This is a genomic window from Bifidobacterium sp. RTP21102st3_E2_RTP21102_210122, assembly GCF_040916945.1.
GTDB lineage: Bacteria > Actinomycetota > Actinomycetes > Actinomycetales > Bifidobacteriaceae > Bifidobacterium > Bifidobacterium longum.
Window position 1 is genome coordinate 193,826 of the sequence record NZ_JBCPAN010000001.1, and the last position, 12,465, is coordinate 206,290.

Consider the following 12,465-nt stretch of genomic DNA (forward strand, 5'->3'; position numbering starts at 1 on the left):
TTAATGGGCTGCGAGTGGATTTCAGGTAGGCTTCTGGCGGTTGACCTCGGGCTGGTCTAGAGTTGAGAACAAGTCTCAACAAGGTAGAAAGAATCTCATGATCGAACTGAAAACCCCTCGTGAAATCGAGGAAATGAAGCCGGCTGGTCGTTTTGTCGGCGGCATTCTGAAGGAACTGCAGGAGACCACCAAAGTTGGTACCAACCTGCTCGAAATCGACGAGTTCGTCCACAAGAAGATCGTGGACCGCAAGGGCGCCGAATCCTGCTATGTTGACTACGCTCCTGACTTCGGCACCGGCCCGTTCGCCCACTACATCTGCACCTCCGTCAACGACGCCGTGCTGCACGGCGTGCCGTACGACTACAGCCTGAAGGACGGCGACCTCGTCTCCCTCGATCTCGCCATCTCTGTGGACGGCTGGGTGGCCGATTCCGCCGTCAGCTTCGTGGTCGGCAAAGACCCGGACCCCGAAGACCTGCGCATCATCAAGTGCACTGAGGAAGCGCTCGCCGCCGCCATCGACGTGGCCAAGCCCGGCAACCGTCTCGGCGACATCTCCAACACCATCGGCGACGTCGCGCGCGAATACGGCTACCCGATCAACCTCGAGTTCGGCGGTCACGGCGTGGGCCACATCATGCACGGCGACCCGCACGTGCCGAACGACGGCCGCGCCCACCACGGCTACAAGCTGCGCGAAGGCCTGGTCATCGCCATCGAACCGTGGTTCCTCAAGACCACCGACGAGATCTTCCAGGATCCGAAGGACGGCTGGACCCTGCGTGCCTCCGACGGCTCGCGCGGCGCCCACTCCGAGCACACCATCGCCATCACCGAGAACGGCCCGATCGTTTTCACCGATCGCACCAACCTCTGATCGGCGTTTGGCGTATGGTAGGTGCCTGATTGGCCTGTGATGGGCGATCAGCGTCTCATTAGCCGTCCGTCTGTTCGCGGTTTTCCCGCGAATTCGAGACGTAACAAGCCGAAGTGCGTTTGCTTTGATAGCATGAGCGCACTTCGGCTTTCGTGTATCGACCGGCATTCGCCAGCGGTAACACAGAAGACATAGAGTACCGAACACTAGTGTTCGCGAACGCGTGAACGTTAATGTTTGGGGTAAGTGGTTCATGAAGAGGAAGGTGCGCGAATGGCAACGGCACAACTTGATGTCGATTCGAACAAGTTCAACCTGCCCGTGGTTAAGGCTAGTGCAGGGCCGGATGGCATCGTCGTTTCCAAACTGCGCAACGATGGCTGGGTAACGCTTGATCCCGGATTCCTCACCACCGCGCAGTGCGAATCGAAAATCACCTACATCGACGGCAAGCATTCGATTTTGCGCTACTGCGGTTACCCCATCGAGCAACTGTGCGAGAACTCCGATTTTCTGGAGGTGGCGTGGCTGCTGCGCCACGGCGAGCTGCCGAGCAGGGCTGAGTATGAGCAGTTCTGTGCGGACATCAATCACAAGACGATGGTTGGCGAAGACTTCCGTACCTTCATGGGTTCGTTCCCGCGCTCCGCTCACCCGATGAGCGTGCTTGCCTCCGCCATCAATGCGCTGGCCACGTTCTACCCGGACACCACCGATATTTCTGACAACGACCAGCTTGATGAGGCCGCCAAGATCATCATGGCCAAGGCCCGTACGATTGTGTCGTACATCTTCCGCCGTCGTCGCGATGAGCCGATGCTGTACCCCGATTACGCGCGCGGCTATGTGGACGACTTCCTGCGCATGTGCTTCGCTGTGCCGTACGAGCCGTTTGAATCCGACCCGCTGTATGTGCATGCTTTGGGTCGTTTGTTGATTATTCATGCCGACCATGAGCAGAACTGCTCGACCTCGGTGGTGCGTATCGCCGGTTCCGCCCACGCCAACCTGTATTCGGCGGTGGCCGCTGGCGTCAATGCGCTGTCCGGTCCGTTGCATGGTGGTGCGAATGAGGCCGTACTGCGCCAATTGAAGGCGATTCGTGATTCCGGCAAGTCTGTGGCCGAGTTCGTGCGTGATGCCAAGGAGAATGGCCAGAAGATTTCCGGCCTTGGCCACCGTGTATACAAGTCGTATGATCCGCGCGCGGCGATTGCCAGGAAGTATCTGGAAAAGATCATGGAGCGCGAAGATACGCAGAAGCTGCCGTCTGACGAGCGCGCGCTGTTCGCCGTGGCCACCGAGCTTGAAGATATTGCGCTGAATGACGAATATTTCGTATCGCGCAACCTGTATCCGAACGTCGACTTCTACACGGGCTTGATTTATCGGGCGATCGGCTTCGATCCGGCCATGTTCACCACGCTGTTCGCGCTGGGCCGCATTCCCGGTTGGATTGCGCAGTACCGTGAGATGTTGGCCGACCCGAATACCAAGATCGGCCGCCCACGCCAGGTCTACACCGGTCCGGTCGAGCGCGATTTCGTGCCGATGGACGAGCGGTGATTGTTGGTTTGAGAAAGCGCTTCGCTGGAGATTCCAGTGAGGCGCTTTCTATATGTACAGCGCAAACCAGCTATGCTGCGACGGCTGCATAAGAACTAGCAGGGCTAGTTCTGAAATTGAAATAATATGTGCGGTATCGAGGCGCACCGAGGGAAGGCGTACGAAGGTACGTCGACCGAGGGGCAACGAAGATAACGCTCCATTATTTCAATTTCAGTTCTTGTGCAGCTTGGCGTTGAGCTCAATTCCCACCTTGCGGTAGCGGGCTTCGATGCGGCCGTTCACCGAGTTGCGGATAAACAGAATGTTGTCTTTGCCGGAGAGCTCAGCACCCTTGACCACTTCCAGCGGTTCGCCAGCGGCGGCCTTGGCCTTGTCCCAGATGGTGATCTTAGTGCCGGCGGTGATGTACAGACCGGCTTCGACGGTGCAGTTATCGCCCAGAGAGATGCCGATACCGGCGTTGGCGCCGAGCAGCGAGTGCTCGCCGATGGAATTGCGCAGCTTGCCGCCACCGGACAAGGTGCCCATGATGGAGGCACCGCCGCCGATGTCGGAACCGTCACCCACGACCACGCCTTGCGAAACACGGCCTTCGACCATGGAGACGCCGAGCGTGCCGGCATTGAAGTTCACGAATCCGGCGTGCATCACGGTGGTGCCGGAAGACAAGTAAGCGCCGAGGCGCACGCGGTCGGCGTCGCCGAGGCGCACGCCGGTGGGCACTACGTAATCGATCATGCGCGGGAACTTATCCACACCGAACACGTTGACAGTGGCGGCAGGAGCTGCGGCAGGCAGTCCGGCCTGGGAGGCGAAAGCGAGAGCGGCTTCGGTGGAGGCGCGTTCGACGTCGGCCTTGCGCAGCGTGAAGTCTTCAACGGCGAAGGGGCCGTAGTTGGTCCACACCACATTGGCGAGCTGGGCGAAGATGCCGTCGAGGTTCAGCGTGTTCGGCTTGGCCATGCGCATGCTCATCAAATGGAGCTTCAGGTAAGCGTCCGCGGCATTACTGATCGGCTCGTCCAACTGGCTGACGACGAATACCGGCACGCGGCGAATGCCACGGGCGTCGGCCTCATCGTGAGCCAAAGTACCGAAATTGTGGTTCGGGCGATCGGACTCGGCCGGTGCCTCACCGAGATTCAGTTCGGGGTACCAGACGTCCAGGGTGGTGCCGGCGGCGTCTACGCTGGCCAGACCCCAGCCCCATGCGGTACGCTCTTCGCTCATAGTTGCTCCTTATTGTTGTACGCGCTAGTGCACGCTTGTGGACGCGCGATGCGATTAATGATTCCCACCTTAGCCTTATGTGCGCCTAGGTGAGGGACGATGCCCGCGAAATGGCTTGAAATCGTATTTCCCGGTAAAAAATTACCGAGTGTGATTGGCGATGGGATGATAGGTTCTCCGGTGAAATTCGCTGGTGAACAACTCGACAAGGAGGTGTGCGATGTGATGTTGCATCATTCGGGAGCATAGGCTGTGGCCATGCGACGCCCGGCATCATAGAGTTTGCGCTTGAGCGAATCGGGCTCAAGAATCACTACGCGGCCATCCCAGGAATACTGCAATGCCCACCAGAACACAGCGCGTTCGGGAGCATCGACGATGACTTCGAACTGTGTGCCGTCCGGTGAATGTTTGATTTGAGGGTCGTCGAACCATTCGAACACGTTGTTGAGCATGGATTCGTCTCGTACGGCCATGCGGATGCGAATCGGGGCATCGGCTACGGGGTATGGACGGTGGCGCATGAAGTTCACTGCGTCAAAATCAGCTGGTGCTGGTTTTTCCAGTGGCACTGTGCCGTTCCTGCCTTTGGCGCTGACGTTGGCGATTCGGTTGACCACGAAAATGCGGAGGTTGTCTTCGCCATGCAGGTGGCAGATGAGGTAATAGCGTCCGTTCTTGTACACCATCTGGTAAGGGTCGGCGGTGTAGGTAATTCGGCCTGCACCCGTACGGCTTTTATGCGGTATCAAGGTGCCATCCGGTCCGTAATCACGGTATTGGAAGGTTACGCCGTGGCCTTCTTCGATGGCTTGATTCAGCTGGTCGATAGTGGATAGGAACTCACCGTTGATATGCGTGTAGGTGGCCACATGGTCCAGGTAGCCTACTGCCTGCCCGGCGGCGCCTGCGAGCTCGCGGATTTTACCGATGAGGTCGTCCATGGTGTCGAGGCTGATGCGAGATAGGGTAAGACTGTCTAGTAGCAGTCGCATTTCGGCAGTGGACAGGAATGCATCAAGATACCAGCCGGGTTGTGGATTCTTGCATTCGATGCCGGCAAGGTCGCTTTCGGTGAGATGCCCGATATGTCTGCCGAGAAATTCCGTGGAGGTCAGCTTTTTGAGCTGGTTTCGTATGGTCTTCTCGGTCGGCAGCTCGCTTGGATCTTCCAGCTGGTGTTTACGGGCAAGCTCATCGAGTATTTGCCGCACGGTCAGGCCATGCCCAAAGTAACTGTGACGCCACAGCACCTCGAAGATTTCGAGGGTGGTGTTCCCTGCATAGGATTTGCGTTGCGCCGGCTTGTCTGCATCCATACATTAAGGCTACCGCGCGCTTCGTCTAGGATGGAAACGTTGGGTTGAAATACATTCGCTGGAAAGGAGGCTCGCCCATGAGCAAAGGGTATGGTGTGTTTGGCCATGTTCCCGATAATGCGGATGACGATGGCCTCCTGCCTTATGAGGATGATGATTCCGGCGTTTCCTGGGGCCATGCGTTGCGTCGTCGCAATCCTTGGAAAAGAGGAGACGACGAAGATGCCGATTACGACGACGGTCGGTATGACATAGATGACACTGATGACACTAATGGGGGCAGGGGCATCTATGCCGGTAAAAGCGGCGGAGTAGGCGGCATTTCTGGTGAGACGGGTGGAATACTTGGTAGCTCAGGCGCGGCCGGCAGCAGAGACGTAACGTTTGGTGGAACGGACAGTTTGTCCGCCGCCGATGCGGTGATGCCCTATCGTTTCAGGCAAGGACGTTCCGTATGGTTCGACGATGAGGACGAAGGCCATTTCGCCGGGTCTGCGAAGCGTGCCGAAGCCCATGCCGTCCCTATCCTTGCGTTACGCAACGATGTGGAATCGTCATCGTCGAATGCCGTGCTCGCTCGTGCCCGTAGCATTGCGCGCAAAGCGGCCACCATGGTTATCAATCCGGTATACAGCGAAAATCATCGAACCGGGTATGCCGAGCTTGACGGTATTCTACGTGGCACCACCAGCCCATCGAGTAGGTATCGTACCAGCGTGCAATTCGACCTCGATACGGGAGAAGCCGTCGGTGGCAAGTGCTCATGCCCGGCTTACGGCCGTGGCTATGGCATGTGCAAGCACATGATTGCGCTCGCCTTCATATTCTGCGATGATCCGCAGCGTTTTGAAGGCTACCGTGCCGGGGCCGCACGACCGTCTCGGACGCTGATTGACTATATGGAGCACGCCGATAGGCAAGACGCTCAAGCCAAAATTCGTCGTCGCAATGCGGTTATGCGTCGGTTTGATGCCACGCAAGGGAAAAACGGTGCAAATGCTCGGCGTACAAAAAGCGGATACGGCTCTCGTGCCGGCACCCGAGGCGGCGGGTATCAGGGTGACAGCGAGACTGTGGGCTTGGGGCAGGTGCAGCTTGTCCCGATATTGAGTTTCATCGACGGCGTGTGGAGCGTGGAGTTCAAGATCGGCTCGGCTTCCAATGGGTCCAGCTATGTGCTGAAATCGATTCCGCAATTTGTGCTTGCCATGGCGAACGGCGACTATGCGGATTATGGGCAGAAGCTTGCCTTTATTCATACGCCGGATATGCTCGATGATGATTCGCGCCCCCTGCTGGACGTCCTTGATGATGCGATGGCCGTGCGTCGTGCGGCCGAGCAGCAGGACAGGTATTACGGGCATATCGCCATCGACCGTCATCTGACGCTTTCAGCACCGGAAGTGGCCCGGTTGCTGTCCGTACGTGAGGGCAGAGGCGTACAGCTCGTGCTGAACACATGGTTCTCCGGGCAGCCTGCATCGGTGCCAGTTGATGGTGGCGAGCCAGATTTTCTCATGCGCATTGCGCGGCGTGATTTCAATACGTATGGTCCGGATGCCGGATACCTGCTTACCGGAGTGCCAGCGGTGGAAACCGTGATTGACGGCGGCAAGAATGTATGGCTGTTGCTCGCCTCCACTAATCCGGCCGGTGCGGTATCCGCCATGGTGGCGGGCTCTCAGCGTAAAAGCGCAGCAGGATGCCGATTCGTCCGTTGCCCGAAACGATTGATTCCGTTGCGAGGACTATTGGGAGACCTGTTTGAACCCGATGGCGAGGGACAGGTCATTGCCGGCGATGACATCGCCCTATTCGCACGCACGCTATTGCCTCAGCTGGTTGGTGCCGGACTGTTGGAGGCCAGTGAGATTCCTCGCGAGCTGGCTGAATTAAGTCCTACGGAATGCAGCCTCCAGTTTTATCTGGATCGTGATGAGCATGGTGTGCAATGCGAGGTCAAGGCACGCTACGGCGATGCCATTGTCCCGTTGCTACCCGATGGCCCGACGGTGCATGCTGAGGGCGAGCGTTCCATCCCCTTGTCTCGGGGCGTGATTGGGCGTGATTTCGACGCTGAGCATCTTGCGATTGATGTAGTGCGTGAATTCTTTACCATGCCTGACCAGCGCAAGCGCGTTGCGGCCGCCACTCATCAGACGGTGAATGGGTTCCGAACGCCGGCCGCGCGAAAGGCCACCAAAAAATTCGTGTCTGATGCGGCCACTATCGATCGCGATGACACCACGCAGATCGTTCGTCTCTTTGACGAGGGATTGCCGGCACTAAAGGAAGTGGGGGAGGTCTTCACCACACCGGCTTTTGACCGGCTGATCGCGCCCAAGCCACCAAGCGTCAAAGTCGGATTGTCCATCAAAGGCAACTTGGTGGAGATATCACCCCTCGCTGATGAAGTGCCGCCGGACGAAGTGGGTGCCTTGCTATCTTCGTACCGTCGGCGTCAACGATTCCATCAGTTGAAGGACGGCACGCTTGTCAAACTCAGCGGCGCGAATCTCAGCACGTTGGACCGATTGGCCAGCGACCTCGATCTGAGCGAGCAGCAGCTCAACTCCGGACTGATCGAGTTGCCGGGCGGTCGAGCATTCCTACTGGATGGTGAGCTGCCGGATGACGGCTCCGATGTAGTCAAGGACGCTTCGTTCACCGAATACATCGACGATCTCAAGATCATCGACCCTAAGTCGTATGAAGTGCCGGATAGTCTCAAGCATATTCTGCGCCCTTATCAGGTCGAAGGCTTTCAATGGCTGAACACGTTGTGCGACAAGGGTTTTGGCGGCATTCTGGCCGATGAGATGGGCTTGGGTAAATCCGTGCAGCTTATCGCGTTGCTCCTGTCTCGATATCAGCGGAATACCGGCGAGATGGGCGACGGCAGCCTTGGCCCATCGCTGATCGTGTGCCCGGCGTCCTTGGTGTACAACTGGGGTGCCGAATTCACCAAGTTCGCCCCGAGCTTCAATGCCGTGGTGGTGGCCGGTACCAAAGCCGAGCGCCGTACCGCCATCGGCCGTGCGTTCCGGGCGGATGAACCCACCGTGCTCATCACCTCATACGACCTGCTGCGCCGAGATGTCGATGATTACACCGCCAATGAGCAACGTTTCAATGTCATGGCATTGGATGAAGCCCAGTACATCAAGAATCACACCACGAAAATAGCCAAAGCGGTCAAGGCCGTGGCCGCCGACCATCGTTTCGCCTTGACTGGCACGCCGATCGAAAACCGACTCTCCGAACTATGGAGCATTTTCGACTTCCTGATGCCGGGGCTGCTCGGCTCATATAAGCGATTCCATGAGCGTTATGAGTTGCCCATCTCCAATGCCCGGGCCGCGGATGGCAGCACGGCTGAAGGTCGGGCCGCCGCACAAGTCAATCCTGAGGCCGCTCGGGTATCTCGCCAATTGCAGTCGTTGGTGGGCGTGTTCATCAAGCGCAGGCTGAAGTCCCAGGTGTTGACCGATTTGCCGGACAAGCTAGAGACCACGCTGACCGTGCGGCTTGCCGGCGAACAGCGCAAACTGTATGCGGCTCACGAGCAGCGGCTCAGAATGCAGCTCGAACACAGCGAAGAAGCCGATTTCAACACGTCGAAGATTCGCATCCTCGCCGAGTTGACCAAGTTGCGCCAGATCTGCTGCGATCCGAGGCTGCTGTACGCCGATGCCAAGGATCAATCGGCCAAGCTTGCCGCCATCACCGAACTGGTGGAAACCTGTGTGAACGAAGGCAAGAAGGCGCTGATCTTCTCCCAGTTCACCAGCTTCCTTGATCTGATCGCCGAACGTTTCGACGCGCAAGGACTACGCTACTACACCATCACCGGATCCACGCCTAAAAAGAAGCGTCTCGAACTCGTCGACCAGTTCAATGCGGACGATACGCCCGCCTTCCTGATTTCATTGAAGGCCGGCAACACCGGACTGAACCTGACCGGTGCCAGCGTGGTCATCCACGCCGATCCATGGTGGAACGCTGCCGCGCAGGATCAGGCCACCGACCGAGCACATCGTATCGGCCAGACCGAAGACGTCAACGTGTATCAGGTGGTGGCCAAGGACACCATCGAAGAACGCATCTTGGAGCTTCAGCATACCAAGAGCGAGCTCGCCCGCCAGTTCACCGATGCTTCCTTGCTTGCCGACGAAGCCGGCACCGGCGCCAGCGCCCTCACCGAAGCTCCCGCCTCCATCGCCACCCTCACCAAGGACGATCTCCTCAATCTGCTGGGATGAGAAGATCCTGCTCGGTGCTCTTGAGCTTGGGAGGCGGAAACAGTCTGGGCTTTGTGGACCCGTTCGCTAAGCCGAGACCGGAGTCGATAGCGGTGTGGCATGGTGCGTGCGTGGGGAGCGTGATTCAGTTGTTGGCTGAGGCGATTCGGACGCTGTCGTTTTGTGCTTTGTTTTGCCGTTGACCAATTGAAATGCTCGTTGGTAGGAGACCCCCAATAAAGCTCCGATTTGTCGATACGTGAGTCCCTCGTTGCGTAGGGCCCGTGCGGCGAGTCGGGATTCGGCAGCCGCTTGTGCGTTGGCTTTTTTTGCTATTTCGCGCTGCAGGAACATTTCTGTTACGTGTTGTTTGGCTTGTTTCGGCAACACAAACGTCACCTTGAGCTCCGGATTGTCGTCGTCGTTCATGACAGTGATGAGATCTTTAGCCATTGGCTCGATGTCGTCAAGTCCTTTGGCCTGGGTCGACCGTTCGATAGCTGGTACCTGAACGTACCAATATCGGCCATCGGGTTGCACAAGCACGTCATAGTTGCTCATTGCCACCACCCCTTTCCGAGTTTCTGCTCGCTCTCGTTGATGATATCCAGCGTGGTTCGTTCTGAGACTTCATTATGGCGGGGGATGGGTATCCTCAACCCGTCCAGGCAGTAAACCTCATGTCTGCTGCCTTGCCGTAACAAATAGAAATCGAGCCCTCGCTGCTTTGCCGCTTGCCGAAGTTTCTTGATGATGAGTTTTCTTCGTGTCATCATAACTCTCAATCTCGCACTAGACAAAATGCGTATACCGAATTGCCGGGTGGGAGTTGTGGGTAAACGTAGAGATGTTCATTGGTCCTTCTTTCTGTTGTCTGACGCGTCGTTGCGTGCGGGTGCATCTGACGGTATGGGATGAGGTTTCTGATTGGCAAGCTGAACGGGGGTATGTGGTTCTAGCTTCCGAGTTATCCACATTGATAAAGTGCTTTTTTAAAGTGACTTTCCCGTGTTGGTCGTGGATGCTGCGAGCAAGGCAAGAACGGTCGATCACGTCGCGATGTGTGTGGGTGAATGGTGAAAGTGATTTTCGATATTTTTATATTGATATTCGATATATTATGATGGTGACATACGGGGCAGTGCAGGTTCATCCATTGATATTGGATTAAGGAGCATAGCCATGAACGCTGGTATCGCATTCATCTCTCGCAAATCTCGCAAAGCAGACGTCGCTTGGCGCTATGCCATTGCACTTGGTCGGTGGCGGGGGAGTCGGCGTTATGTTCGACGTCAGTGCCGTCATTGGCAGATGGCGCAACCGCCACGAACACAGGGGTCTGATCGTTGGCCAGAATCGCCTTCAATTCCTCGTCCGTGTATTTCTTGACACCGCCTTTGAACAGATCCGGTCGGCCGGCATGATGCACTTCGAGCACCTGCCGCAGCAGTTCGTCGATTTGGGGAATATCGGCCGCCGTGGCCCTACGAATCATCATGTCATCCATTTGATTCAGTCTAATCGTGCAGTCTCGACCGGCAGATGATCATTGCCCGCGATAAGAGACACGGACGGGCAAGATGGGTGATTGTTCGTTCAGGCTTTCATCCTCGCCGCAACGTCACGGTAGTCTGGAGTGCGTGAATCGCAAGAAACAGCCAGTGGAGAAGTATGAGCGGGGCACCCGTTCGTACACGATGTCGCATATTCGTGGCAAAGACACCAAAATCGAGGTGCTGGTACGCAGCTATCTGTTTCGCAAGGGTTTGCGATTCCGCAAGAACGACAAGCGTTACCCCGGCCACCCGGATGTAGTACTGCCGAAATACCACACCATCGTGTTCATCAACGGCTGTTTCTGGCACATGCATGAAGGCTGTTCCAAACATTCGATGCCGAAATCGAATGTGGAATTCTGGCAGACGAAGCTACTGCGCAATCACAATCGAGACATCGCGCAGCGGGCTGAACTGGAGGCCGCCGGCTGGCGTGTAATTACCGTATGGGAGTGCGAATTAACGAAAGCCGTGCGTGACGAACGCCTCGCACGGCTGTATGAGCAGATTGTTGAAGGAGATGCAGATTCAGCGGAATAATTTCAGCTCCCCTCTGGAGGGGAGCTGAAATCAGACCTCAAACGGGAACTTCAGGCCCCAACGGTCGCGAATCGCATCCATCAGCTCCATGATTCGGATGGTGTCGGCGTGCGGCATCGCCTCGCATTCGATCTTGCCATCCAGCAGCGCGTTGGCTGCATCGGCCACCTCATACTCATAACCGGTCAACTGCGACGGCACCGCAACACTGCGCACGGGCTTGTGATCGTTGTTGTAGATATCGATGGACTCGGGATTGTTGATATTGGTGACCACCAAATACCCTTCGGTGCCCCACACGTAGCCGCCGCGATCGGAGGAAACCAGCATCGAACTGGTGGACACGGCCATCGTGCCATCATCGTAATACAACGTGGTGGAATTCTGTGCATCCACACCGGTTTCGGCGGCCATCATCGACGTATCGAAATGATCCAGCGTGCGGCCATGGTCGGCACCGATCGCCATATCCAGGAAGTTCAGCGGATACACGCCCACATCGAGCAGCGCGCCACCGGCACAGGCCGGATCGGTCATACGTGCCTTGCCGGACACCGGATAGCACAGGTTGGCGCTCGCCGCTTTCACCTCGCCGATCTCGCCGGACTCGATAACTTCGTTGATGAGCTTGCGGCTGGGCATGTAGCGCGTCCAGATGGCCTCCGTGCACAGCATGCCGGTTTCCTCGGCCACGGCCAGCGCCTCACGTGCCTGCCCGGCGTTCGCGGTGAACGACTTCTCCACCAGCACGTTCTTGCCGGCTTTCATACACAGGATCGCCTGTTCGGCGTGCAGACTGTGCGGGGTGGCGATATACACCAGATCCACATCCGGGTCCGCCGTCAACTCCTCATACGATCCATAAGCCTTGTCAAAATGCCATTGGTCGGCAAAAGCCTGCGCGCGCGTAATATCACGGGCCGCTACCGCATACGGGTGAATCCATGAGGAATACAGTGAATCTTCAGCCATCTGGGTCAGGGTGCCGGCCATGGTGTGAGCTATGCGGCCCGCACCCAGAATCGCGACGTTGATCTTTTCGCCGCTGGCCTCGAACTCGGCGCGTTTGCCATTGAATCGACTCATTATTCCTCCTTGAATACGGGTTGGTACACTCAATCGACCTACAG

General features: G+C 57.2%; 8 protein-coding genes and 1 pseudogene. 4 read left to right on the top strand and 5 right to left on the bottom strand.

Translation table 11 applies throughout. The annotated features are described in order from the left end of the window. Nucleotides 1-97 precede the first annotated feature (97 nt). Nucleotides 98-880 carry a type I methionyl aminopeptidase gene (gene map, locus AB5287_RS00925; RefSeq protein ID WP_007052460.1) on the top strand — a complete coding sequence of 261 codons (783 nt, stop codon included), beginning with the start codon at nt 98-100 and terminating at the stop codon, nt 878-880. A 273-nt stretch (nt 881-1,153) separates the two neighbouring features. Next, entirely contained in the window at nt 1,154-2,446 is a 1,293-nt protein-coding gene (locus AB5287_RS00930) for a citrate synthase (protein ID WP_007053894.1), read from the top strand. Between the two features lie 213 nt (nt 2,447-2,659). Here AB5287_RS00930 and dapD read toward each other — a convergent pair whose 3' ends face one another. After that, nucleotides 2,660-3,679, bottom strand: a complete 1,020-nt coding sequence (gene dapD / locus AB5287_RS00935) for a 2,3,4,5-tetrahydropyridine-2,6-dicarboxylate N-succinyltransferase (RefSeq protein ID WP_007052463.1) — start codon at nt 3,677-3,679, stop codon at nt 2,660-2,662. Between the two features lie 233 nt (nt 3,680-3,912). After that, nucleotides 3,913-4,998 carry a WYL domain-containing protein gene (locus tag AB5287_RS00940; RefSeq protein ID WP_007052464.1) on the bottom strand — a complete coding sequence of 362 codons (1,086 nt, stop codon included), beginning with the start codon at nt 4,996-4,998 and terminating at the stop codon, nt 3,913-3,915. Between the two features lie 77 nt (nt 4,999-5,075). Here AB5287_RS00940 and AB5287_RS00945 point away from each other — a divergent pair, with 77 nt between their 5' ends. After that, entirely contained in the window at nt 5,076-9,260 is a 4,185-nt protein-coding gene (locus AB5287_RS00945) for a DEAD/DEAH box helicase (protein WP_007058870.1), read from the top strand. Nucleotides 9,261-9,326: 66 nt separating this feature from the next. Here the strand turns inward: AB5287_RS00945 and AB5287_RS00950 are convergent, their stop codons facing one another. Then, nucleotides 9,327-9,800: a hypothetical protein gene (locus AB5287_RS00950; protein WP_251882902.1), complete on the bottom strand. Its 474-nt coding sequence runs from the start codon at nt 9,798-9,800 to the stop codon at nt 9,327-9,329. Between the two features lie 691 nt (nt 9,801-10,491). Then, nucleotides 10,492-10,746, bottom strand: a pseudogene (locus AB5287_RS00955) (hypothetical protein); the annotation flags it as partial. A gap of 133 nt (nt 10,747-10,879) precedes the next feature. On the opposite strand from AB5287_RS00955, the gene AB5287_RS00960 reads away from it, so the two are divergent. After that, nucleotides 10,880-11,335 (top strand): very short patch repair endonuclease, encoded by a 456-nt coding sequence (locus AB5287_RS00960; protein ID WP_029679301.1) that lies wholly within the window; start codon nt 10,880-10,882, stop codon nt 11,333-11,335. A 30-nt stretch (nt 11,336-11,365) separates the two neighbouring features. On the opposite strand, the gene AB5287_RS00965 is transcribed toward AB5287_RS00960, so the two are convergent. Further along, nucleotides 11,366-12,421 (bottom strand): Gfo/Idh/MocA family protein, encoded by a 1,056-nt coding sequence (locus AB5287_RS00965; protein ID WP_131235034.1) that lies wholly within the window; start codon nt 12,419-12,421, stop codon nt 11,366-11,368. Nucleotides 12,422-12,465 lie beyond the last annotated feature (44 nt).

What these genes read in the sequence shown, in the direction of transcription:
- dapD (WP_007052463.1), bottom strand. Translation starts at nt 3,679, where the DNA reads ATGAGCGAAGAGCGTACCGCATGGGGCTGGGGTCTGGCCAGCGTAGAC.
- AB5287_RS00930 (WP_007053894.1), top strand. Translation starts at nt 1,154, where the DNA reads ATGGCAACGGCACAACTTGATGTCGATTCGAACAAGTTCAACCTGCCC.
- AB5287_RS00945 (WP_007058870.1), top strand. Translation starts at nt 5,076, where the DNA reads ATGAGCAAAGGGTATGGTGTGTTTGGCCATGTTCCCGATAATGCGGAT.
- AB5287_RS00940 (WP_007052464.1), bottom strand. Translation starts at nt 4,998, where the DNA reads ATGGATGCAGACAAGCCGGCGCAACGCAAATCCTATGCAGGGAACACC.
- map (WP_007052460.1), top strand. Translation starts at nt 98, where the DNA reads ATGATCGAACTGAAAACCCCTCGTGAAATCGAGGAAATGAAGCCGGCT.
- AB5287_RS00950 (WP_251882902.1), bottom strand. Translation starts at nt 9,800, where the DNA reads ATGAGCAACTATGACGTGCTTGTGCAACCCGATGGCCGATATTGGTAC.
- AB5287_RS00965 (WP_131235034.1), bottom strand. Translation starts at nt 12,421, where the DNA reads ATGAGTCGATTCAATGGCAAACGCGCCGAGTTCGAGGCCAGCGGCGAA.